The sequence below is a fragment of the Xanthobacter sp. 126 genome, assembly GCF_000526175.1.
GTDB classification, from domain to species: Bacteria; Pseudomonadota; Alphaproteobacteria; order Rhizobiales; family Xanthobacteraceae; genus Xanthobacter; species Xanthobacter aminoxidans.
The window spans coordinates 2,443,764-2,467,223 of sequence record NZ_JAFO01000001.1 but is presented as its reverse complement, the minus strand read 5'-3'; the positions used below and the strand labels follow the sequence as shown (position 1 = coordinate 2,467,223).

Annotated in this window: 20 protein-coding genes and 3 pseudogenes; 14 read left to right on the top strand and 9 right to left on the bottom strand. The window is 65.2% G+C overall.

Translation table 11 applies throughout. The features are described from left to right. Positions 1–4: 4 nt before the first annotated feature. Together XAN126_RS0111745 and rpmG are read left to right on the top strand one after the other, a co-directional pair. Positions 5–1,180: an MFS transporter gene (locus tag XAN126_RS0111745; RefSeq protein WP_024278787.1), complete on the top strand. Its 1,176-nt coding sequence runs from the start codon at positions 5–7 to the stop codon at positions 1,178–1,180. Positions 1,181–1,344: 164 nt separating this feature from the next. Continuing rightward, the gene (gene rpmG / locus XAN126_RS0111740; RefSeq protein ID WP_012115832.1) at positions 1,345–1,512 is read left to right on the top strand and encodes a 50S ribosomal protein L33; all 168 of its coding nucleotides are present in this window, start codon (positions 1,345–1,347) and stop codon (positions 1,510–1,512) included. A gap of 168 nt (positions 1,513–1,680) precedes the next feature. Here the strand turns inward: rpmG and XAN126_RS0111735 are convergent, their stop codons facing one another. Both XAN126_RS0111735 and murI read right to left on the bottom strand, forming a co-directional pair. After that, positions 1,681–2,949, bottom strand: a complete 1,269-nt coding sequence (locus tag XAN126_RS0111735) for a lytic murein transglycosylase (RefSeq protein WP_024278786.1) — start codon at positions 2,947–2,949, stop codon at positions 1,681–1,683. Between the two features lie 15 nt (positions 2,950–2,964). Then, a complete protein-coding gene (murI, locus tag XAN126_RS0111730) occupies positions 2,965–3,861 on the bottom strand; it encodes a glutamate racemase (RefSeq protein WP_024278785.1) in 897 nt (298 codons plus the stop codon). Positions 3,862–4,182: 321 nt separating this feature from the next. On the opposite strand from murI, the gene XAN126_RS0111725 reads away from it, so the two are divergent. After that, the gene (locus XAN126_RS0111725; protein WP_245272247.1) at positions 4,183–4,605 is read left to right on the top strand and encodes a hypothetical protein; all 423 of its coding nucleotides are present in this window, start codon (positions 4,183–4,185) and stop codon (positions 4,603–4,605) included. Between the two features lie 135 nt (positions 4,606–4,740). Here the strand turns inward: XAN126_RS0111725 and XAN126_RS0111720 are convergent, their stop codons facing one another. From XAN126_RS0111720 to XAN126_RS0111710, 3 genes are all read right to left on the bottom strand, one after another. Continuing rightward, positions 4,741–5,109, bottom strand: coding sequence for an HPP family protein (locus XAN126_RS0111720; protein ID WP_081762833.1), 369 nt, complete (start codon positions 5,107–5,109; stop codon positions 4,741–4,743). Positions 5,110–5,326: 217 nt separating this feature from the next. Next, entirely contained in the window at positions 5,327–6,532 is a 1,206-nt protein-coding gene (locus XAN126_RS0111715) for an NAD-dependent formate dehydrogenase (RefSeq protein WP_024278782.1), read from the bottom strand. A 235-nt stretch (positions 6,533–6,767) separates the two neighbouring features. Then, a complete protein-coding gene (locus tag XAN126_RS0111710; protein ID WP_024278781.1) occupies positions 6,768–7,688 on the bottom strand; it encodes a LysR family transcriptional regulator in 921 nt (306 codons plus the stop codon). Between the two features lie 142 nt (positions 7,689–7,830). On the opposite strand from XAN126_RS0111710, the gene XAN126_RS0111705 reads away from it, so the two are divergent. Then, positions 7,831–8,187 (top strand): winged helix-turn-helix domain-containing protein, encoded by a 357-nt coding sequence (locus tag XAN126_RS0111705; protein WP_024278780.1) that lies wholly within the window; start codon positions 7,831–7,833, stop codon positions 8,185–8,187. A 72-nt stretch (positions 8,188–8,259) separates the two neighbouring features. Here the strand turns inward: XAN126_RS0111705 and ccmB are convergent, their stop codons facing one another. Next, positions 8,260–8,928, bottom strand: a complete 669-nt coding sequence (ccmB, locus tag XAN126_RS0111700) for a heme exporter protein CcmB (protein WP_024278779.1) — start codon at positions 8,926–8,928, stop codon at positions 8,260–8,262. 259 nt (positions 8,929–9,187) lie between these two features. Further along, positions 9,188–9,796 (bottom strand): heme ABC exporter ATP-binding protein CcmA, encoded by a 609-nt coding sequence (ccmA, locus tag XAN126_RS0111695; protein WP_029877080.1) that lies wholly within the window; start codon positions 9,794–9,796, stop codon positions 9,188–9,190. A gap of 175 nt (positions 9,797–9,971) precedes the next feature. Here ccmA and acnA point away from each other — a divergent pair, with 175 nt between their 5' ends. From acnA to XAN126_RS0111680, 3 genes are all read left to right on the top strand, one after another. Then, positions 9,972–12,668 carry an aconitate hydratase AcnA gene (acnA, locus tag XAN126_RS0111690; RefSeq protein ID WP_024278777.1) on the top strand — a complete coding sequence of 899 codons (2,697 nt, stop codon included), beginning with the start codon at positions 9,972–9,974 and terminating at the stop codon, positions 12,666–12,668. A 179-nt stretch (positions 12,669–12,847) separates the two neighbouring features. Next, positions 12,848–13,579 carry a DUF1223 domain-containing protein gene (locus XAN126_RS0111685; RefSeq protein ID WP_024278776.1) on the top strand — a complete coding sequence of 244 codons (732 nt, stop codon included), beginning with the start codon at positions 12,848–12,850 and terminating at the stop codon, positions 13,577–13,579. 483 nt (positions 13,580–14,062) lie between these two features. Further along, entirely contained in the window at positions 14,063–14,434 is a 372-nt protein-coding gene (locus tag XAN126_RS0111680; protein ID WP_024278775.1) for a DUF2794 domain-containing protein, read from the top strand. 66 nt (positions 14,435–14,500) lie between these two features. Here XAN126_RS0111680 and irrA read toward each other — a convergent pair whose 3' ends face one another. After that, positions 14,501–14,986, bottom strand: coding sequence for an iron response transcriptional regulator IrrA (irrA, locus tag XAN126_RS0111675; protein ID WP_197023077.1), 486 nt, complete (start codon positions 14,984–14,986; stop codon positions 14,501–14,503). A 336-nt stretch (positions 14,987–15,322) separates the two neighbouring features. Between irrA and XAN126_RS0111670 the strand changes: the two genes are divergently transcribed. The 7 genes and pseudogenes from XAN126_RS0111670 to XAN126_RS28320 all read left to right on the top strand — a co-directional run. Next, entirely contained in the window at positions 15,323–15,811 is a 489-nt protein-coding gene (locus XAN126_RS0111670; RefSeq protein ID WP_024278773.1) for a disulfide bond formation protein B, read from the top strand. A gap of 705 nt (positions 15,812–16,516) precedes the next feature. Beyond that, complete coding sequence (locus tag XAN126_RS0111665; protein ID WP_155982292.1) at positions 16,517–18,805, top strand: hypothetical protein; 2,289 nt, start codon at positions 16,517–16,519, stop codon at positions 18,803–18,805. 467 nt (positions 18,806–19,272) lie between these two features. Next, positions 19,273–19,713, top strand: coding sequence for a transposase (locus XAN126_RS0111660; protein WP_024278771.1), 441 nt, complete (start codon positions 19,273–19,275; stop codon positions 19,711–19,713). After that, positions 19,710–20,066 carry an IS66 family insertion sequence element accessory protein TnpB gene (tnpB, locus tag XAN126_RS0111655; protein WP_024278770.1) on the top strand — a complete coding sequence of 119 codons (357 nt, stop codon included), beginning with the start codon at positions 19,710–19,712 and terminating at the stop codon, positions 20,064–20,066. Before XAN126_RS0111660 ends, tnpB begins: the two co-directional genes overlap by 4 nt. A gap of 42 nt (positions 20,067–20,108) precedes the next feature. Continuing rightward, a pseudogene (locus tag XAN126_RS26275) lies at positions 20,109–20,634 on the top strand (IS66 family transposase zinc-finger binding domain-containing protein); the annotation flags it as partial. 23 nt (positions 20,635–20,657) lie between these two features. Beyond that, positions 20,658–21,500, top strand: a pseudogene (locus XAN126_RS27740) (IS21 family transposase); the annotation flags it as partial. A gap of 4 nt (positions 21,501–21,504) precedes the next feature. After that, positions 21,505–21,615 (top strand): annotated as a pseudogene (locus tag XAN126_RS28320) (IS5/IS1182 family transposase); the annotation flags it as partial. Positions 21,616–21,638: 23 nt separating this feature from the next. Here the strand turns inward: XAN126_RS28320 and XAN126_RS27735 are convergent. Next, entirely contained in the window at positions 21,639–23,441 is a 1,803-nt protein-coding gene (locus XAN126_RS27735; RefSeq protein WP_024278767.1) for an acyltransferase, read from the bottom strand. Positions 23,442–23,460: the final 19 nt, after the last annotated feature.

The following is a 23,460-nucleotide window of genomic DNA, read 5'->3' as shown; positions in this document are numbered from 1 at the left end:
CGCGATGCATGCTCCCCACGGGTCCCTCGGCCATATGAGCCGGACGGCCTCCATCGCGGCCGCCATCTCCGCCATCACGGTGGTGGGCGTCGGCATCAGCCTGTCCATCCCCCTGCTGGCGCTGGAGCTGGAATCGCGCGGGATCTCCAGCAAGTGGATCGGTATCAACACGGCGGTTGCCGGCATCGCCACGATCTTCACCGCGCCGTTCGTGCCGCTCATGGTGCGCAAGATCGGGCTGCGGGCGCTGCTGGTCGGCGCCATCGTGCTCGCGGCGGCCAGCCTCGTGGGCTTCAAGGCGGCCCCGTCCTTCCTCATGTGGTTCCCGCTGCGCTTCGCCTTCGGCGCGGCGCTGTGCATCCTGTTCGCGGTCAGCGAGTTCTGGATCAATGCCCTGGCCCCGCCCAACCGGCGCGGGCTCATCATGGGCATCTACGCCACCGCGCTGTCGCTGGGGGCGGCGCTGGGGCCGACCATGCTCAGCGTGCTCGGCGCCTCCGGCTGGGCGCCCTACCTCGCCGGCGCGGTCGTGCTGCTGCTGGGCGCCATTCCCATCCTGCTGGCGCGGGGAATCACCCCCCGAATCCATGACGACAGCCATCACGGCGTGCTCACCTTCGTGCGGCGCTCGCCCTCGGCGGTGCTGGCGGCGCTGGTGTTCGGCGCCATCGAGACGGCGGTGATGACCTTCCTGCCGCTCTACGGCCTGCGCCTCGGCCTCGCCGAGACCAGCGCCGCCCTGCTGCTGACGGCAGCGGTGCTGGGCAACGTCGCCTTCCAGATCCCCATCGGTCTCATCAGCGACAAGGTGGACCGGCGGGTGCTGCTGCTCGCCTGCTCGGTGGCCGGCGCGGCGGGGGCCTTCACTTTGCCGTTCGTGCCGGTGTCGAGCCCGTGGTTCCTGGCCATGATCTTCCTCGCCACGGGCGTGGTGGGCTCGCTCTACACGGTCGGCCTCGCCCATCTCGGCGAGCGATTCCACGGCGCGGACCTCGCAGCCGCCAATGCGGCGTTCGTGATGCTCTATTCCGTGGGCCTCATCGCCGGCCCGCCGCTCGCCGGCGCCGGCATGGATCTCTACAACCCGTACGGCTTCGCCTTCGTCATCTGCGCCATGCTCACCGTCTATGCGGCCATCGTCGCCGGCCGGCTGATAGTGCGGGGCAAGCGGGAGGCGTGAGCCATCGGAAGGGGACCCGCCCTTGACATTAGGGGCGCATTGAGAGAGTTTCCGCGCCCACGAGCCGCCGGAGACCGGCAGCGCGTCCGTTCTTCTTTTCGCCACCTCACGGTTTGCAAAAACCAGACGGTCGCACGCCGCACGCGGCACCCAGGGATCAAGACATGGCCAAGGCTGCAACCATCAAGATCAAGCTCCTGTCCTCGGCGGACACGGGCGTGTTCTACGTCACCAAGAAGAATTCCCGCACCAAGACCGACAAGATCGTGCTCAAGAAGTACGACCCGGTGGTGCGCAAGCACGTCGAGTTCCGCGAGACCAAGATCAAGTGATCTGGATCGGGTGATCGCAGCGGGTCTGGACAACCGGAACCGCGCCACCTACAATCTGTGGTTCATCGTGACTGGATAGGGCACCCACCGGGTGCCCTTTTCTTTTGCGCGAGAGGGGCGCCGCTAGGCGCCCGTTTCTTTTGGGCAGGCGGCTCGGGGCTGATTCCCCTACCGCCCCTGCCGCAGAGCGTTGAGAACCGTAAGCGAGGCGTAGCCGTCCGCCGGCGTGATTCCCGCCTTCTGCTGGAAGGCGCGCACCGCGCGCATGGTGTCGGCACCCACGCGGCCGTCGGAGCCGCCGGTGTTGAAGCCCGCCGCCGTGAGGCGCTGCTGGGTCTCCTGGATCTCCGCCAGCGTCAGCGCCCGCTCGCCGCCGGGCCAGGAGGCGACGAACGGCCCCTCCCCCATCACCCGGTCGCCGAGGTGGACCACCGCCAGGGCGTAGTTGGACGAGGGGTTGTAGGAGCGCACCGCATAGAAATTGTGGAGCAGCAGCAGTGCCGGCCCGCCGGGACCGCCCGGCAGCCAGAGCCGCGCCGGCTCGTCATAGGCGGACAGCGACTGCCCCTCGATGGTGGTGAGGCCGAGTTCCCCCCACTGGGAGAGCGGGCGGCGCGTCTTGTTGTCGGCGAGGTCGGAATTGAAATTGCCCGGCAGCTTCGCCTCGAAGCCCCACGGCTCGCCGCGCCGGTACTTGCCGCGCTTCACCAGATAATTGGCGGTGCCGGCCAGCGCGTCGTCCGGCTTGCCGAAGGGCGAGATGCGCCCGTCCCCGTCGAAATCGACGCCCATGTTGAGCCACACCTCGGGCATCCACTGGGTGTGGCCCATGGCGCCGGCCCACGAACCGGTCATCTCCTGCGGCGTGCCCCAGCCGCGCTCGACGATGACGAGGGCGTTGAGAAGCTCCGCCTCCCAGTATTTGCGCCGCCGCGCATCGCCCCACGCCAGCGCCGCCAGCGAATTGAAGATGGGCTTCATGTGCTTGGGATTGTCGAGCACCTCGCCATAGGCGCTCTCCATGCCCCAATAGCCGAGCATCACCCGGCGATCGACGCCGAACGCCTGCTCGATTCGATCAAACAGACCGGAATATTGCCGCGCCTTCTGCTTGCCGGTGGCGATACGCCAGTCGGAGACGCGGCGATTGAGATATTGCCAGGACTGCTCGGTGAACTCTTCCTGGTTGCGGTCCTGCGCATAGACCGAGGTGTCCGGCTTCAAGCCGCCAAAGACCTTGTTGTAGGTGGCATCCGACACGCCGCGGGCGCGCGCCCGGGCGCGGAAGGTCTCGACCCATTTGGGGAACGGTTGCGCCGCCTGCTGGGCGAAGACGGGCGGGGCCAGAAGCCCGGCACCTGCCAGAAATGCGCTCCCCGCGAGACCGAGGGTGAAGGCGCGGCGGCCGATGAGGAGGCGGGATCGGTCGTCGGTCATGGTTCCTCGGCGGGATCAGCTGGGGGAGGCGAACGGCCGGGCGGATGCCAGCACCTCGGGATCGGCCACGGTGAGGCCGACGATGGCGGTGACACGCTCCGGCTCGAACGGCCGCAGCGTGGAAATGAGGCGCACCGGCGCCGTATCGGGTGGTGCCACGGCCGGGCCGATGAGCTGCGTCACCCGCCGGGCGATGGCGGGCGCGGGATCGATCCAGGTGACGGGCCACGGCGCGAGGCGCTCGAAGCGGTCCACCAGCAGCGGATAATGGGTGCAGGCCAGAACCACCGTGTCGGTGCGCCGGCCGCCGGCGGAAACGAAGCAGGGCGCGATCTCGGCCGCGATGTCCTCATCGTCCACCGGATCGCCCGATATGGCCGCCTCGGCGAGGCCGGCGAGCCGGTCGCTGGGCACGAGGGCCACGTCGCAGCCCTGCGCGAACTCGCGCACGAGGCCGGCCGTATAGTCGCGCCGCACGGTGCCGGGGGTGGCGAGCACGCTCACCCGTTTCGTGCGGGAGGCGATGCAGGCCGGCTTGATGGCCGGCACGGTGCCGATGAAGGGCAGCGCATGGCGGGCGCGCAGGCTGGGCAGCGCCAGCGTGGAAATGGTGTTGCAGGCGATGACCACCAGATCGGGCGAAACGTCCGCGATCAGCCGGTCCACCACATGGACGACGCGCTCCAGCATCACGTCGTCGGTCAGCGCGCCATAGGGAAAAGCCGCATCATCCGCCGCATAGACGAGGCGCGCATCCGGCCGGGCCTTGGCCACCTCGCGGAAGACGGACAGCCCGCCCACCCCCGAATCGAATACGAGAATGGTCGGCGCGACGCCGGGATGGGACGCGGTCGCGGTCAGCGGGGCGGCGAGGGAGGTCACGGCGGAACTCTCGATGGCAGCGTGTGCCATGGCTTATCCTCAATAGCGCAGGCGAGATTGTGACCGCGCCATCGTAAAGGAAGGGTGAGCGTGGACGGAGGGACCTTGGTTCTCCCCTCTCCCCTTGCGGGAGAGGGGCCGGGGGTGAGGGGGGCGACCTCTCCACCTGCCCTCCATCGGCCCTTTCGGCACCATACCCCTCACCCCAGCCCTCTCCCGCAAGGGGAGAGGGGGCTCGGTCCGTTGGGGTGAAAAGGGCCGCCCCGCCGAAACGTCAGCGCCGTGACGCTTGACACACGCTATATCTGAACGAATATAGCTCTATTGCACAAGCGGGGCTGGATCGACGCCATGAAAACCGACGCCATGACGGACGAGAGCCTCCAGCGGGACGACATCATCGGGCAGGATCTCCTGTCGTTCGACGTCGCGGTGGACGGCAGCCGGTTCCGCATGAGCTTCAGCCAGCCGGATGGCTCCAGCGCGTCGCTCAACCTGCCGTCCGATTGCCTGCGCGCGCTGGTGATGACCCTGCCCAAGATGATGGCCGAGGTGCTGCGTGCCCAATACAAGGATGAGAGCCTGCGCCTCGTCTATCCCGCGCACATGGTGCGGGTGGAGCAGGCGTCCGAGCCCTCCACCCTGATCCTCACCCTCGCAACGCCCGACGGCTTCGAGGTGTCGTTTGCCCTCGGCGGTCGCCAGCTCCAGACGCTGGCCGCCGCCCACGCCAGCATCCGCCGCACGAGCGAGGCGGCTCCCGTCTTCAACTGATCCCCCTTTCTGCCGAGCGACCTCCCCCACCTGATCCGTTTGTTTTTCCGATCCCGTTTTCCCATCTCTCGTGTGGCATCTCGCAACGGAGGCACCGGGAGCCGAAAGGCCCCCGGTGCCATTTTTTTCGGTGCGTCAGCGGATCGGATAGGGACGCCGCGTCACGTATCGGTGGAAGCCGGTCGCGAGCAGCACGATGGCCATGGCACCCACCGCAACGGGCATGAGGGCGAACGTCCAGGACGCCCCCATGAGCATGGCGACGATCGGATCGGCCCCCGCCGGCGGATGCAAGGTGTCGGTCAGCAGCATCACGGCGATGGCAACACCAACGCCCACGGCCACCGCCCAGGGCGCCGCGCCGCAAAAAGCCAGCACGACAACGCCAACGGCCGTCGACAGCACATGCCCGCCCACGACATTGCGCGGCCGCGCCAACGGGCTTTGGGGGAGTGCGAAGACGAGGACGCAGCTAGCGCCGAAGGGCGCGATCAGCAGCAGCATGCCGGAGCCATCCTGAGCGAGGCCGAGGAGGAGAATCGCCAGGAAGGCCCCGAACCCGGCAAGGCCGGCGTCAAACGCGCGCCGGGCCAGCGGCGCCCCCTGGCCGGAGGCTCCTAACCCGGAAAACGGAAATGTCATGGGACAAGCACCCGAAAAGCGGGAGGATGACGGCGATGGCACGGCGGCGCCCCCGGAGACCCGCCGCCGCGCCGGCGGATCAGCCCGCCTTCTTGAACTTCGCCGCCTCCTCCGAGCCGCCGGTGGCATTGCCCTTGGAATAGGAGTGCGCACCGACGCCGGCGAGGTTGCCGCCCTCAACAATGAGATATTCGTCGCGGATGGGGCGCCCCTCGAAGAAGCATTCGAGGATTTCACGGGTGCCGGCCGCATAGCGGGCCTGCGCGGTGAGCGAGGTGCCGGACATGTGCGGGGTCATGCCGTTCCACGCCATGGTGCGCCAGGGGTGATCGGCCGGCGCCGGCTGCGGGAACCACACGTCGCCGGCATAGCCGGCAAGCCGGCCGCTCTCCAGCGCCCGGGCAATGGCGTCGCGGTCACACAGCTTGCCGCGCGCGGTGTTGACGATGTAGGCGCCGCGCTTGAACAGCTTCAGCGTCTCCTCGTTCACCATATGCTCGGTCTCGGGATGCAGCGGGCAGTTCAGCGTCACCACATCGCAGTGCGGATACATCTCCTCGCGGGTGGCGTGGAAGGTGAGGTTCAGCTCCTTCTCGATGGCTTCCGGCAGGCGGTGGCGGTCGGTGTAGTGCAGCTTCACGTCGAACGGCGCGAGGCGGCGCAGCACGGCGAGGCCGATGCGGCCGGCAGCCACGGTGCCGACGCTCATGGCTTCGAGATCGTAGGAGTGCTGCACGCAGTCGGCGATGTTCCAGCCGCCCTTCCGAGCCCAGTCATGGGCGGGGAGATAGTTGCGCACCAGGCCGAGGATCATCATCACCACGTGCTCGGCGACGCTGATGGAGTTGCAATAGGTGACTTCCGCGACGGTGACGCCCCGGTCGATGGCGGACTGCAGATCCACATGGTCCGAGCCGATGCCGGCGGTGAGCGCGAGCTTGAGGTTCTTGGCCTTGGCGAAGCGCTCGGGCGTCAGATAGGCTGGCCAGAACGGCTGGGAAATGACGATGTCGGCATCCACCAGCTCCTTCTCGAACACCGAATCCGAGCCGTCCTTGTCGGCGGTCACGACCAGCATGTGGCCGTTGGCTTCCAGATATTTGCGCAGGCCCAGCTCGCCGGAGACGCTGCCGAGCATGGTGCCGGGGATGAAGTCGATGGCCTTGGGCGTCGGCAGGGTCTGGCCGCCGGGATATTGATCGATCTTCGGCAGGTCGTCGCGGGCATAGGTCTTCGGCAGGCCGCCGATGGGATCGTCGTAGAGAACGCAGAGAACCTTGGCCATGGTTTCCTCCTTGAGGCGATGGAGGCGCGCGTCCGCGATCGCCGGGTGGGAGGCCGGCGCCGGTGGGAACGGGACGCATTTGGGACGATCCGCGGGGCAGCCTGAGGCCACCGCGCCGCGCTTCCATCTTGAGGCCGGCGCAGGTCGCGTCCGGCTTTTGCGAGTTAAGGACGGGGGCGGCGGCCGGTCCAATCGTTTGGCGGCAACGATTGATAGCCGCCTGCGATAAGCCCCCTCAGGCGCAGGCGGTGAGGGCCGGCGGGCGGGCGACGCTCTCGCCCATACGGCGCGCCGCGTGGCGCATGAAGGCGCCGGCCAGCGGCGATTGCGGATCGCGGTCCGAGGTCACGACGCCGACGCTCTGGCTGTGCACCGGGTCCACCAGCGGCACGGCGACGAGATGGTCCGGCGCATCGAAGGTTTCGAGATAGGTGTGGGGCACGATGCCGGACCACGCCCCGGAGCGCACCAGCGACCACACGCCGAGGAAGCTGTTGGCCTCGATGCGGGGATTGGAGGCAACCCCCGCCTCGGCAAGGATGCGGTCGACGATGCGCCGGTTCTGCATGTCGCTGGTAAGCAGGCACAGGGGATGCGCCGCCGCCTCCGACCAGCCGATGGCGTTGCGGCCGGAGAAGGCGCCGGCGGCGGTGACGAAGACATAGGTCTCGTCATAGAGCGGGAGGGAGCGCACGCGGGTCAGCGGCTCGTTCTCGGAATAGGTGACGCCGGCATCGATATCGAGCGTGTCGAGCCCGCGCTGGATGGCGGTGGAGGCGAGCGACAGCAGTTGCACCCGCACGTTGGGATAGCGGGCGCAGAAGCCGTTCACCAGCGCCGGCAAGGCGGGGATGGCGGCGGGGATGGCGCCGATGCGCAGCGTGCCGGACAGGCCGGTGGCGGCATCCGAGAGGTCCTGCCGCATGCCGTTGTAGTCCGCCACCATGCGCTGCGCCCAGGCGAGCACGCGCTCGCCCTCCAGCGTGAGCCCGAGGAAGCGGTGGGAGCGGATGACCAGCGGCAGGCCCAGCTCCTCCTCCAGCTTGCGGATGCCGGCGGACAGGCCGGGCTGCGACACCCGGCAGGCCTCCGCCGCCCGCCCGAAATGCCCTTCGCGCGCCACCGCCACCAGATATTCGAGCTGGCGCATGAACATGTGTGTGCCCTTCCTGTTCTGCGAGTCGATCTTATATATCGAAGGGAATAACGACAAGGCACCGTCCGGTTTGATAAGCTGCGCGCGGCGGATACAGCGCAGCGCCGGGCGTTCCGATGCGCGATTGCGTGTGTGAGGTTCCATGGCGTCGCTGAGCGTGAGAATCGACCTTGCTCCCGGAGGCCGGCTCGGCCCCGGCAAGATCGAGCTTCTGGAGAAGATCGAGGCGCTCGGCTCCATCTCCGCGGCGGGGCGCGAGATGGACATGTCCTATCGCCGGGCGTGGGAACTGGTGGAGGAACTGAACACGCTCTTCCCCGCCCCGCTCGTCTCCGCCCGCTCCGGCGGCAAGCACGGCGGCGGCACGGCGCTCACGGCGCTGGGGCAGTCGGTCGTCGCCAATTATCGCGCCATCGAGAAGGCCGCCGATGCCGCGACGCGCGCGGCCGTGGCGGAGCTGGAAGCGGAACTCGCCGCCACGCCCACCGCCGCCGAATAGTCCCTCCCCCAAGCCCGCGCGGCGCCTGAGCGGAACTCGCGTGAACTCCGCGCGGCGCCCGCGCTGCCTGCTTTAGGCCCGCGCCGCCCTCAGCGCCGCCGCAGCCGCCACCGGCCCCAGCACCAGCGCGAACAGAGCGAGCCCCGCCAGCACGCGGAACGGCGTGCCGAACGGCACCGGCCCCACCACCGCCGCCTGAGTCGCCGAGACGGCGAAGATCAGCACCGGGATGGTGAGGGGAATCACCAGCACCGCGATCAAAAGCCCGCCCCGCCGGAACGCCCCGGCGAAGGCCGCGCCGATGAGGCCGAGGAAGGTCACGGCCGGCGTGCCCACCAGCAGCGTCAGCACCACCGCGCCGATGGCAGCGGGTTCCAGATTCAGCATCAGCGCCAGCACGGGGGCGGCGAGCACCAGCGGCAGGCCGGTGGCGAGCCAATGGGCGAGGCCCTTGGCGGCGGCGGTCAGTTCCAGTGGCAGCGTGGAGAGGGTGAGGGCATCGAGCGAGCCATCCTCCGCATCGGAGGCGAACAGGCGCTCCAGCCCGATCAGGCTCGCCAGCAGCGCGCCGATCCACAGGATGGCCGGGCCGATGCGCGCCAGGAGCACGAGGTCCGGCCCCACTGCGAACGGCACCACCGTCACCACGCTGAGGAAGAACACCACGCCCAGCCCCGCGCCCCCGCCGGCGCCCAGCGACAGCGCCAGATCCCGGCGCACGATGGCAAGGAAGGCGGCGATCATGGGCGGCCTCCGGCCGGGGTGTAGAGAGAGGAAAGAAGCAGGCGCCTCCTTGCCCAACCACCGTTACCCCCTCTCCCCTTGCGGGAGAGGGCCGGGGTGAGGGGTGTGGCGCCGTTTGGCCCAGCAGGTGTTCCCTGCCCCACCAGCCCCCTCACCCCCGGCCCCTCTCCCGCAAGGGGAGAGGGGAGGAATGGGGCAGAGGCGACGAGAGCGAGCAAGCGAACGCGAGGCGCGAGACCGAGAAACAAAACAGCCATCACCCCACCCCTCCCAGCCGGAGTTCGTCCGTCTCGCCGAGGTCGAGCGGTGCGTGGGTGGCGGCGATGAGGAGGCCGCCGGCGGCGAGGTGGGCGCGGCCGAAGGCGGCGAAACGGGCCTGCGCCTTCACGTCGAGCGCCGTAGTCGGCTCGTCCAGCACCCACACCGGACGCCTGGCGACGAGGAGGCGGGCGATGGCGAGGCGGCGCTTCTGGCCGGCGGAAAGCACCTGCGCGCGCAGCCGGCCGAGCCCGCCGAGGCCCACCTCCTCCAGCGCCTCTTCCACCTGAAGTCCGCCGCCGCCGAGCACTGTGCGCCAGAAGGCGAGGTTGGCGGCCACCGTGAGCGCGCCCTTCACCGCATCCTCATGCCCGAGATAATGCAGATGCTCGCCGACGCTCTCCCCGCCCCCATCCAGGCGTACCGTCCCGGCGGTGGGGGCCAGCAGACCGGCGAGGATGCGCAGAAGCGAGGATTTGCCTGCGCCGTTCGGCCCGACCACCACCAGCGCCCGCCCGGCGGCGGCCGATACGGTGAGGCCTTCGAACAGGAGCTTGAAACCTCTTCGGCAGGAAAGGTTATCCCCTACCAGCGCCTTGACAGTCATGCGTTGCTCACCCCTGCCTTTTGGTGCATTGCACATTCAACGCTGTTATCGCATGACCGCGCTTTGAAATGGCTCTATAAAGCCCGCAGCCGCGCCGTCCAAGGTGGTGGAGAAAAGACCTCCACCGTCAAAGGAGGTGCTGTTTCGGTCGATCATCGAACCGGAGTTTTCAGCCGTGACCTCCCTCGACAGCTTCAAGTGCCGCACAACCTTGACGGTAGACGACAAGGAATACGTCTATTACGATCTCGAGCGCGCGGAGAAGAATGGCCTTCCGGGCATTTCCGCTCTTCCCTTCTCCATGAAGGTGCTGCTCGAGAACCTGCTGCGCTTCGAGGATGGCCGCACCGTCACGAAGGAAGACGTCATCTCGGTTGCCGACTGGGTGAACAACCGCGGCAAGGCCGAGAAGGAAATCGCCTATCGCCCCGCGCGCGTGCTGATGCAGGACTTCACCGGCGTTCCCGCCGTGGTGGACCTCGCCGCAATGCGCGATGCGATGGTGGCCCTCGGCGGCGATCCCGAGCGCATCAACCCGCTGGTTCCCGTGGATCTGGTCATCGATCACTCAGTGATCGTGAACTTCTTCGGTGACAACAAGGCGTTCGGAAAGAACGTCGAGGAAGAATACAAGCAGAACCAGGAGCGCTACCGCTTCCTGAAGTGGGGCCAGAACGCGTTCGACAATTTCCGCGTCGTCCCGCCCGGCACCGGCATCTGCCATCAGGTGAACCTCGAATACCTCGCCCAGACGGTCTGGACCCGCAAGGAAGAGATCAACGGCAAGAAGGTCGAGGTGGCCTATCCCGACACGCTGGTGGGCACCGACTCGCACACCACCATGGTCAACGGCCTGGGCGTGCTCGGCTGGGGCGTGGGCGGCATCGAGGCCGAGGCGGCCATGCTCGGCCAGCCCATCTCCATGCTCATCCCCGAGGTGATCGGCTTCAAGCTCTCCGGCAAGCTGAAGGAAGGTATCACCGCCACCGACCTCGTGCTCACCGTCACCCAGATGCTCCGCAAGAAGGGCGTGGTGGGCAAGTTCGTCGAGTTCTACGGCCCGGGCCTCGAGCACCTCTCCCTCGCCGACCGCGCCACCATCGCCAACATGGCCCCGGAATACGGCGCCACCTGCGGCTTCTTCCCGGTGGACCGCGAGACCATCGACTATCTCGACGAGACCGGCCGCAAGGACAGCCGCGTGGAGCTGGTGGAGAAGTACTCCAAGGCCCAGGGCATGTGGCGCAAGAAGGACACCCCTGACCCGGTGTTCACCGATACGCTGGAGCTGGACCTCGACACCGTGCTGCCGTCCATGGCCGGCCCCAAGCGCCCGCAGGACCGGGTGCTGCTCTCCGAGTCCAAGGCCGGCTTCCAGGCCGCGCTGGAAGGCGAGTTCAAGAAGCCCGGTGAGGCCGCCAAGCGTGTGCCCGTCTCCGGCACCGACTACACGCTCGGCCATGGCGACGTGGTGATCGCCGCCATCACCTCCTGCACCAACACCTCCAACCCCTCGGTGCTCATCGCCGCCGGCCTCCTCGCCAAGGCGGCCGTGAAGAAGGGCCTGCGCTCCAAGCCGTGGGTGAAGACCTCGCTGGCGCCGGGCTCGCAGGTGGTGGAAGGCTATCTCAAGGCCGCCGACCTGCAGGACGACCTCGACAAGCTCGGCTTCAACCTGGTCGGCTTCGGCTGCACCACCTGCATCGGCAATTCCGGCCCGCTGCCGGAAGCCATCTCCGAGGCCATCAACACCAACGACCTCGTGGCTGGCGCCGTCATCTCCGGCAACCGCAACTTCGAAGGCCGCGTGAACCCGGACGTGAAGGCGAACTACCTCGCCTCCCCGCCCCTGGTCGTCGCCTATGCGATCGCCGGCTCGCTGCAGATCGACCTGACCACCGAGCCCCTCGGCACGGACAAGGACGGCAACCCGGTCTATCTCAAGGATATCTGGCCCTCCAACAAGGAAGTGGCCCAGTACATCCGCGAGAACGTCACCAAGAAGATGTTCAAGGAAAAGTATTCCGACGTCTTCAAGGGCGACGAGCACTGGCAGAAGATCGCGGTGCCCACCGGCCAGACCTACGCCTGGCAGGACGCCTCCACCTACGTACAGAACCCGCCCTATTTCGTCGGGATGCAGAAGGAGCCGGAGCCGGTCAAGGACATCATCGATGCCCGGATCATGGGCCTGTTCCTCGATAGCATCACCACCGACCACATCTCGCCGGCCGGCTCCATCAAGCAGGCGTCCCCGGCGGGCCAGTACCTGATCGACCATCAGGTGCGCCCGGTGGACTTCAACCAGTACGGCACCCGCCGCGGCAACCATGAAGTGATGATGCGCGGCACCTTCGCCAACATCCGCATCAAGAACCAGATGGTGCCGGGCGTGGAAGGCGGCGTGACCATCCACTATCCGGACGGCGCGCAGCTTCCCATCTACGACGCGGCCATGACGTACCGGGCCGAAGGCGTGCCGCTGGTGGTGTTCGCCGGCAAGGAATACGGCACCGGCTCCTCCCGCGACTGGGCGGCGAAGGGCACCAAGCTGCTCGGCGTGCGCGCCGTGGTGGCCCAGTCCTTCGAGCGCATCCACCGCTCGAACCTGGTCGGCATGGGCATCGTGCCGCTGGTGTTCAAGGACGGCGAGAGCTGGCAGAGCCTCGGCATCAAGGGCGACGAGGTCGTCACCCTCAAGGGCATCGAGGGCGATCTCAAGCCCCGCCAGACGCTCACCGCCGAGATCAAGTTCGCCGACGGCACCGTGAAGAACGTCGAGCTGATCTGCCGTATCGATACGCTGGACGAGCTCGATTACTTCCGCAACGGCGGCATCCTGCCCTACGTGCTGCGCTCGCTGGCGGCCTGATCTTTCGGCGCCCCACAGGGCGCTGACGGAACCGTGATGAACGCCGGCCCGATGCCTGTCGGGCCGGCGTTTGCGCGTCTGGAGCGGCTCAAAGATACCGCCCCGCACCCCTTTGTGACTGGAGTGCGGTGCCTCCGTCCGCTATTGCGGAGACACATTCCAACAACGCATTGCGCTCCATGATGTTGAACCGCTCCACCCTCGCGCTCGTCCTCGCCCTCGCCGCCTCGCCGGCGCTGGCGCAGACCCAGCCGAAGGTGGTGGTGGAGTTGTTCACGAGCCAGGGCTGCGCCTCCTGCCCGCCCGCCGACGCGCTGCTGAACGATCTCGCCAAGGATCCGCAGGTGCTCGCGCTCACTCTCTCGGTGGATTACTGGGACTATGTGGGCTGGAAGGACACCCTTGCCCTCCACGGCCATTCCCTGCGCCAGAAGGCCTATGCCGAGCAGCGGCCGGACAAGAAGATCTACACCCCCCAGATGGTCATCGACGGCCAGATCGCCGCCAAGGGCAGCGACCGCGCCGCGGTGCAGCGCGCCGTCATGACCGCCCGCGCCTCCGGCGGCCTCTCCCTCCCGGTGGAGGTGAAGCGGGACGGTGACGCGCTGGAGATCACCCTGCCCCAGCCCCTCGCCATCGAGGATGGTGCCGAGCTGTGGGCCTGCCCCGTCGCCCGCACCCAGTCGGTCTCCATCGGCCGGGGCGAGAACGGCGGACGCAACGTAACCTATGCCAATGTGGTGCGCGGCTGGACCCGGGTGGCCCGCTGGCAGGGCGACGCCCGCACCTTCCGGGTGCCTCTGAAAGATATCCATCGCGATGGCATGGATGCGGTGGCGGTGATGGTGCAGACCGGCACCCCGGCCACCCCCGGACAGATCGTCGGCGCGACCCTCTTCCCGCTCGACTGAACCGGCATTCGACCGAACTGCCGTCGAACCGGCCTGAACGGCCCCTTTTACCCCCCTGAACTGCTCCTGACTCGGCGTGTCGATTCGACACACGCAATGCGTCGCCGCGCCGGCCAAAAAAAAGGCCATCCGCGGGGGATGGCCTACATCGGGGGTCTGAAGTCGGTGCGTAGCAGTGGCCGGTTCGGATGCACCCCGGGGGGCTGGGGGGCTGGGATAGACCGGAGCGCTTCACGAACCGGCCCTGCTACGCGAAGAAAGATCGCGCCGGGCCGCGGCACGCGATTGGCCGAATTCCGGCGACACTGTGATTCCATTGACGTTGGCGTGATCGGTATCTGGTTGCCGTCCAGCGATCGGCAGCAGCCGGCTACGGATTGCCCTTGAAAGGGGTCGCCGGTGGAGGGATCATGAGACAATGCATGCGTCCGATCCCCGGCAGCCCCGCCGGAAAGTGATGCCAGACAAGGACAAGGAGGCCCGATGGGAGACATCGAACCCATAGTCCTGCAGCGGCGCGGTGCCTCGCCGGTCCAGCCCTCCACGCCGTCCCCCGCTCCCCTCCGCGTCACCTTCGATCGCCGCGAGCTGGACCGGATTCTCGACCTCTACGGCCGCATGGTCGCCCAGGGGGAATGGCGCGACTACGCCATTGATTTCCAACGCGACAAGGCCGTGTTCAGCATATTTCGCCGCGCCATGGACGTCCCTCTCTACCGCATCGAGAAGGACCCCCGACTCGCCCGCAAGCAGGGCATCTACAGCGTGGTCTCGCAGACCGGCCTCATCCTGAAGCGCGGCCATGAACTGCCGCGCGTGCTGGCGGTGCTGGAAAAGCCGCTGCGCACCATCTGAGCCGGCGTCCGGACGCAAAAAAGGCCGGGACATGCCCGGCCTGACCCTCAGCGATAAAGAAGCGAATCAGGCGCGATTCGTACCCTTGCGGCGCAGGCGGACGACCACGTCCACGCGCGCCACCTCATAGCCTTCCGGCGGCTCGGGCAGCAGGTTCACGGCCACATCGGCGGCCGGGATATCCACGAGGTCGTTCTGGCCCTCGACGAAGAAATGGTGGTGGTCGGAGGCGTTGGTGTCGAAATAGGTCTTCGAGCCATCCACCGCCACCTCGCGCAGCAGGCTCACTTCCGTGAACTGGTGCAGCGTGTTGTAGACGGTGGCGAGCGAGACCGGGAAGCGCGCCTTGATGGCTTCCTCGTGCAGGATTTCAGCGGTCACATGCCGGTCGCCCTTGGCAAACAGCAGCCAGCCGAGGGCCAGACGCTGGCGGGTCGGCCTCAGGCCAACTTCCTTCAGCATTTCCCGGACGTCGTGGAACGGGCAGCCGGTGCGACGCGCCGTATTCACATCCCGAAGCTGTGCAACGGGAAGGATCGGTTCAACCTGCATGTCACCGCCCTGGGAGAAGGAGGTGCTGAAGGTGGTACGGGCGCGGGGCATCTCGGTCATTTCGGCTGCAATCTTCGTAGCTAAAACCAAAATATGCGCCGCCGAGGGAAACGCAATGCGAATGCCTCCGAAGACGACTAGCAAATTTATACCCCATGCTGCACAGCAGCGCCATACGGGAGGGGCTGAGTAAGAATATTTCCAAGGTAGGGGCGCACCATCGAACCTTGCGTCATGCCCGGTCACATGAGCGTCAATCAACGCACAGCGCATGGACAATGACGCCTCGCCCAAGCTATCGCGGGACCTTGCCGCCGACCGAGAACGGAGCCTGCCTTGTATCCGACCACGAAGGAAACCGCGTCCCTGCTGCTGGTGGCGGGCTCTGTCATGGCCCTCAGCGCTGCCTGGTATTTCCAGCTGGTCGTCGGGCTGGCGCCCTGCCCCCTCTGCCTCGACCAGCGCATCGCCTATTATGCCGCTATCCCCTTGGGACTGCTCGCCTTCCTCCTCGCCCGAAGCGACCGGTCCGGACCGGCGCGGGTGCTGCTCGCCCTGCTGGGCGTCGCCATGCTCGCGAACGCCGGCTTGGCCGTCTACCACGCCGGCATCGAGTGGCAGTTCTGGACCGGCCCCACGGCCTGCACCGGCGCCCCGGTGGCTACGAGCAATGTCCTCTCCGCCCTCAAGGGTGCCCGCGTTCCACGCTGCGACGAAGCGGCGTGGCGGATGTTCGGGCTGTCCATGGCGGGTTGGAACGCGTTGATCGCGCTGGGGCTGGCGGTGGTCGGGTTTGCGGGCGCGACGACCAGTCGCAAGGCGTGATCCCGGTGCGGACGAGACTATTCCCAGGGACATGATGGGCGATGCGTCTGGTCTTTGGATGAACGGGCTGACACGCCCGCCCGATCCGTATCACCGGCGTGAACGCCGCCGACGCAATTGAGGCGCACGCGCGACACATCGGCGCGACTTTGGCGGACGCTTCATAGGAAAGCGACGATGCACAAGACAGCATCTCCTTCGCCCGGGCAGATCACGCACGGCCCAAGAATGCTTCGCGCCACGACCTGCTCGTCGTCGTGGCCTATCACCCGGCGCGGCGGGGAGTCCGCAATCTGGATACTGCTGCGGCCAACCTCAGCAACCGAGCATCCTGCCCAGCGGATCGATCGATATTGGCGTCGCCAACCAACCTTCCCTACCGCCCCGAGCGCCCTGGCTCAGACAAATCGTACGCCTCGCCTTGGGACACCAGGTTGCTAACACAGGTCATTGCGGGCATCATGCTCGCCATCGACGTCGGACCACGTCGTTGCCGGTGCGTTGTTTTGGGAGCCGCTCAGGAACAGCAGACGCCAGTGCTCCAGCCAAGCCGCAACCATCGCTCAGTTTGGCTTCGGTCCAAATACCAAGAAAAACAGGTCTCCGGCAGGCGTGCACCTAATCGTTTCGCTATATTTGCTACACGGTATAGCAAGATAGCGCGCGACGGACCTGATCATCGTGGGCAATGGAGCCGATACACCGATGGCCGCTACCGTATCTTATTCTAAGATCGCCATACCTACGCTGACGATTATTCTTGTGACACTTATCGTGTCGATTGGCATCACCCCCCCAGCCTATGCCGACGAACAGGTGCCTTGCGGCCAACCCCTCCAAGGTAAAGTTGAATTCGGGCCGGTCAGTGCAGCAAACCCAGTCACCTATCGCTGGGAATTGAATGGCAATCTTGGTTCCGCGTGGATTGGCCGAATTGTGGCACGCGCAGCCGATGGTAGCGAAGCGGTCTGGGAAAGCGGTCCCGGGCCAGTTTGGTCAGCTGCCGCCGAGTGCGTCTCATTGACCTTCGCCAAGACACCTTCTGGAGGAAGCGTTACCAGAACTTATCGCATCAATAATAAACTACTCACAATCACCGCGGTGGCGCAGCTGCTCCAAGATTCAGTTCTGCTCAAAATCACCGCCTCGGATAGTGGCATCAGGGAAATTTCTGCAGGCCGGTGGAGCGGACAATGGCAAGCTATCGACGTACCGTATAATCCGATTTTCGTTAAATTCAATAAGAACACGCGCCTATTTTCTTCTGCATTCTTTGACTGGAGGAATAGTAACGCCTCCGTATTTGATGGAGACGTTGCGAAATACATCAACAAAACAGACGGGACTCAAAATAATGTCAGAGACTCTATAATCGTCACTGCATCTCCCTATTTTAAGTCCGCACTACCAAACCTTGATTTCAAGAAGTCCGCCTTCTATGACGAAGTGGCCGGCCGCCTTGTCCTCGACATCGTGACGACGGAGAAATTCGGCCCCATCGGCGCCAAGCTGAATAACTTGTTCGCCGCCGGCCTCCGAGACTGCGTCGTGATTATCCACAACTGGCAGCGCGATGGCTTTGACAACGGCTTCCCCACCGTCATGCCCCCCAACAAAGATCTGGGCGGCATGTACCTCAAGACTGTGTTTGACGCCATCAAATCACACGGATGCTACGCCACGCTCCACGAGAATTATATTGATTACTATCCAAACTACGAAAATTATAGTGAATCGGACATCGCCCGCGATGGCGCCGGCAGACTCATGAAGGCGTGGCTCAACCGCCATACCGGTCTTCAGTCCTACTCCGTCAAACCTTCGCGGTTCGTCGCCCTCGCGGAGCGGACGGCCCCGGACATTCGCGATCGGGTCGGCGCCAATGGCAGTTTCGTCGACGTGAATTCTAGCTTTGCGCCCTGGAAGCGTGTGGACATGGACGCCGGCGAACCGCTCGGAGGGCGTTTTGCAGGCTTCTACGAGAACACCTCATCGCTGTTTGCCTATCTTAACCGCGCATACAACGGTCCCGTTTTCGGCGAAGGCAGTGCTCATTTCTATTGGACTGGGCAGCTGGATGGCGTCGAGGCCCAGCTCAGCACCGGATTTCTCGGTGATTCGCGGGAGGCGCCGTTGCTGGTCGATTTCGACCTGTACCGAATGCACCCGTACCAGGTGAACCACGGCATGGGGTATTATTGGCGCTACTCGGAATCGCCATACACGAAAAACAGGACGCCATGGGAACGAATCCCCATGGAAACCGAGGAGCTTACCCGGGACATCTATCGCTCCCAGGAACTTGCGTTCGGTCATGCACCATATCGATCGGGCGTGAATTGGAGCGATGTCCGCCTGTTCACCCAAGAGCAGGCTTTGGCAGGCCCCCCGGCCACACTCTATGGCCGCTCGAAAGTGAAAGACATTGCCTACTGGCTGAACGGCAGCTGGCAGCCAACGGAACAGGTTATCATCACTGGCGGCACGTTTTCCGCAGTCCGGGTCAACTATGAGAACGGCCTCACCGTCACTGCGAACATCGGCGATGCACTTGTCAGAGATGACCGGGGTAAGGAGCTGTCGAAGGGTACGTGGACCGTTTATGGGCCAAGGATCGACGGCTATTCCCTATCGAAGGCGAATGGCAGAATCGACTATCTGAAAAGCGATCACTCGATCTACGCCGATGCCCGGTCGATTGCAGGTAACTGGTCCCCCGGTGACGCGCAGCAAGCTGCGCCGTTTGATTTCGGGCCTCTCAAAGCCGACGGGCAGGTCTGGTTTTCGTGTGAAGATAAAAAGTGGGTGGCGCGCGCCTATTCCACTCGCGGCACCGTAAATATAAGCATCCAGCCTAGCCTTTTGAGTGCACCAAGCGCCCTTACGGACCGCGCCGACAAGCGCACTGTGCCCGTCAAGCAAGCGACCAACGGTGAATGGTCGGCGCAGCTCACGAGTCACCGCACCTACGCTACCGATGCAACCTGTCCTTGAGGGGGATAATCTCTTCAAGCCTGTAGGGCTTGGGCATAGCAGTTTCAACTGAGCACCCCTGAGACAGCCTGGAGACGCGCCGCGGGTTTTCAAAGCGACGCGAGTGTCATTCACGACGGAGATGTGAACACCGGACGATCGAGAGCGAAGGCCTCAATCGCCGGCAATACCAAGCGGTGTCTGTCGGATTTGACGAATGACACTGGGCGCGTGACGTTTTTGACGCCCGCGCCTGGCCACGCCGGCCGATCGCGCGAGGTGGATTTCCGGGAGGTCCTCGACGCGGTGCGACAATTGATGCGCTCAGCTCGCCGCTACGCCTACCACCGGCCCATTACGAGTATGGCGTGCGGTCGATGGCCGCATGAACGACCGCAGCGCTTCCTGTTTCGTAAGCGGCGTCCTGACCCCACCTTTCGCCGACGAGGTTGAGGGGGCGATGTTCCGAGCCTGGAGGGCTTGGACATATGACGATTTCAAAGCTTACGCTTAAATCGAGTGCCGATGAGCCGGTGCGGCGGTTCGAGGTTTTCACCGGAGCGGGGCGTCGCCGGGAGTGGGCTCCCGAGGAGAAGGCGCGGATCGTCGCCGAGAGCTTTGAGCCTGGAGCCACGGTGAGTGCCGTGGCGCGGCGCCATGCCTTGTCGCCACAGCAGCTGTTCACCTGGCGCCGGGAGGCGCGCAAGGCGGCCGAGACGTTCCCGGCGTTCGTGCCGGCGGTGGTCACGCCGGAACCGGCTCCCGCATCTGAGCCGTCCGCCCCACCGTCACGGCCGAAGCGGCGAGGCCGGCAACGCCGGGCGGCGACGATCGAGGTCGACGTCGCCGGGGTCCGGATGACGATCGAGAACGGGGCCTCGCCGGCCACCATCGCGGCGGTGATCGGCGCGCTGAAGGCCGGGTCGTGATCGGCCCGAGCGGCGCGGTCCGGGTCATGGTGACGACGCGGCCGGTGGACTTCCGCAAAGGGGCGGAGGGGCTCGCCGCCCTGGTGCGCGAGACCATGGGCGCCGATCCGTTCTCCGGCACGGTGTACGTGTTCCGGGCCAAGCGGGCGGACCGGGTGAAGCTGGTGTTCTGGGACGGCACCGGAGTCGTGCTGGTGGCGAAGCGGCTGGAGGACGGGGAGTTCCGCTGGCCGAAGATCGAGGACGGCATCCTGCATCTGACATCGGCCCAGTTGCAGGCCTTGCTCGAAGGGCTCGACTGGCGGCGGGTGCATGAGGCACAGCGTACGACGACACCGGTCGCCGCCAGTTGAAGAGGCTCGCTGCCTCTCGGCGAATATGATTCATTGCGGGTTATGGCTTCGCTCTCCGCCGAGTTCCCCCGTGACCCCCGAGACGCTCCAGGCGATGCTGATCGCGCGGGACGCGGAGATCGAGCGCCTGCGCCAAATCATCAAGGAACTGCAGCGCCACCGCTTCGGACGGCGGGCGGAGACGCTGCCTGAGGACCAGTTGCTTCTAGCCCTGGAAGAGGCCGAGCAGGTCGAGGCCACTGGCTTCGCCGCGTCCGAGGAGCAGGCACCGGCCGAGAAGGCCGACCGGATCGCGAAGCGCCGGGCAAACGGCAGGGCTCTGCCCGCCCATCTGCCGCGGATCGAGACCGTGGTCGATATCGGGAGCGACATCTGTCCGTGCTGTTCCGGCAAGCTGCACCGCATCGGCGAGGACGTGGCCGAGCGGCTCGACATGGTGCCGGCCCAGTTCCGCGTCCTGGTGGTGCGGCGGCCGAAATATGCCTGCCGTTCCTGCGCGGACGTGGTGGTCCAGGCCCCCGCTCCGGCGCGGCTGATCGAGGGCGGACTGCCGACGGAGGCAAGCGTGCGCAGCCTGCGTAGACTTGGCTGCGGGCCTTCGCCTTCTTCAAGGGCTGTTGCACTCGCGGCATCTACGACAACATGAAGACCGCGGTCGATGCGATCTTCGTGGGCAAGGAGCGGGCTTATAATCGCCGCTTCCTGCAGATGTGCAGCCACTTTCTCGTCGATCCCGTGGCCTGCACGCCGGCCTCAGGCTGGGAGAAGGGGCAGGTGGAGAACCAGGTCGGGCTGGTGCGGGAGCGCTTCTTCACCCCCCGCCTTCGGGTGAAGAGCACGCAGACAAGTTTATGCAGTTTACGCAGTCTGCGCAGGCTTGACTGCGCGCGAGCTGAACGCCTGGCTGCTGGACCAGTGCATCGCCTACGCCAAGGGCCATCCGCACCCCGAGCGGCGGGAGGAGACCATCTGGCAGACCTTCGAAGCGGAGCGTCCAGCCTGGTGCCTTATGCCGGCCGGTTCGACGGCTTCCATTCCGTGCCCGCCTCCGTGTCCAAGACCTGTCTGGTCCGCTTCGATAACGACCGGTATTCAGTCTCCGCCAGCGCCGTGGGACGCCCGGTCGAGGTCCGGGCCTATGCGGAGCGGATCGAGCTGCGCCAGGATGGGTGGCAGGTCGGGTCCCACCCGCGCTGCTTCGGCCGGGACCAGACCATCTTCGATCCCTGGCACTATGTGCCGGTGCTGGCGCGCAAGCCCGGCGCCCTCAGGAACGGCGCTCCGTTCAAGGACTGGGTCCTGCCCACGAGCCTCGATCGCGTCCGGCGCAAGCTCGCCGGTGCCACCGATGGGGACCGGCAGATGGTCGACATCCTCACCAGCGTGCTGAGCGACGGGTTGCCCGCGGTCGATGCAGCGTGCGCCGAAGCTCTCGGCCAACCGCATCAAGCAGATGCGCGGCCCCGCCACGCGCTACGATCGCCGTCCGGACAACTTCCTCGCAGCCCTCAAGCTCGCTGCCGTCCGCATCTGGATCAATGCGTTATGAGTCCGCCGCCTAGAAGACGGACTTCAATCGGATGATGCGCTGCGCGGAGTCAACACCGTCGCGAGGGAACTATTCCTCAACGCACGTGCCCCCAGGAAGATTGCCCCCTGTCGGGTGAGGTGAACGCGATCCGGACTCAGCAAATGCCCGTCCGCATCTGTAATAGGAATGGTTTCCCCCTTGCGGATCGGGGCCATCAGCGAAATGAAGTTCGCCGGCGGGACGGCCACCGACATCTCCTGCTCAAGCGCCAGAGCCTCGGGAGGGATGGTATTGTATTGATTCTTGCGCTCTTCCAACGGCAGACGGATCAGCCAGTTCAGATTGGCTCCAAAATGCTTGGTACCGATATAGAACAGCTTTTTACCGTGCGTGCGCACGAAATCGAGATTTGGCGCCACGCAGGCAGGCTCGAACACATCCTTGGAGATGAAAATAACATTTGCCTCGTTGACCAGAGCCTGGTCAACCTTGGCCGGGCTTTTCGAGAAACAGTCTGGCGTATCATCGCGATAAACGACGTTGACATTGTCCACGTTGAACGTCTCGCGAACCATATTGACAAAATCACGGCCGAAGCTATTTCCAATAATCAAAATGTTTAGCTTACCATTATCGGGAAAGCTATCCACCTTGTACTTGAATGCACCTTGATTGTAAGACTTGAAAATATCATCAAACTGCATATTCTTAGCAGAATACATCCGACTTGGGATACCAAGACTGAAATTGAGATACCCCCCCATGGCAATGAAGACCACCGAAGCGGCCGCGGAGTAGGCGAAGATTGAGCGCTGGCCAAACAACCCCTTTGTACGGAACGGACGCTCGACATATTTCCAGCTGAAATAGGCGAGGATCATCGTCAGCACCGTCAAAATCGCCATCACCATGTAAGACGGCGGGGTCGGCGAATAGATGCGGGCGAGCACGAACAGCGGATTGTGCCAGAGATATGCGCTGTAGCTGACCAGCCCGATGCCGACCAGCACCTTAAGCGACAAGATCCTGTTCGCGAGCGTGCCATTGTGCGCGAAGACGATCACAAGCGCTGCACCGGCCGTCGGAATGAGAGTCCAGAGGCTTGGCATCGGCGTATGCGGGGTGAATACAACCGAAGGAGCCGCCACCATGATCAAGCCGAGCAGGCTGAGCGGCTGGCTGAAACGATGCACCAGCGGAGCACCGTCGCGCGACTGCAGCACGAAGGCGGCAATCGAGCCGATCAAGAGTTCCCAAGCCCGGGTCGGCAACAAATAGAAGGCCGCGTCGGGGTGGCGCGTCACACTCCAGCAAGCCAGGACCAGACTTGCCACGCCGATCGCTGCAAGCGAGGGGGCAAGGGCCTTCGGGAACAGCTTCCATCCAGCGTAGATGTATAGCGGGAACAGAATATAATATTGCTCCTCAACGCCGAGGCTCCACGTGTGAAGCAACGGCTTGAACTCGGAATCCATGTCCCAATATCCCGACGTCAGCGTCAGGAGAATATTGTTCGAGAACAAGGTCGTTGCGACGACCGACTGGCCGAACCGCTTGAGCTCGTCTGGAAGCATGAAGAAATAGCAGAAGACCGCGGTGACTCCCATGACAAGGAAGAGGGCTGGCAGAATACGCCGAGCTCGCCGCTCGTAGAACCGCAGGATGCTGTAGCTGTCGGTCGCGACTTCCTTGATCAAGATCGAGGTAATAAGGTAGCCCGAAATGACAAAGAAAATATCGACACCGATATAACCGCCGGTGAAGGGCCAAAATCCTGCGTGAAAAAAAATGACCGGCATCACCGCGAAGGCGCGCAGACCGTCGACTTCTGAACGGTATTTCATGCAGGAACTCCAAAAAGAA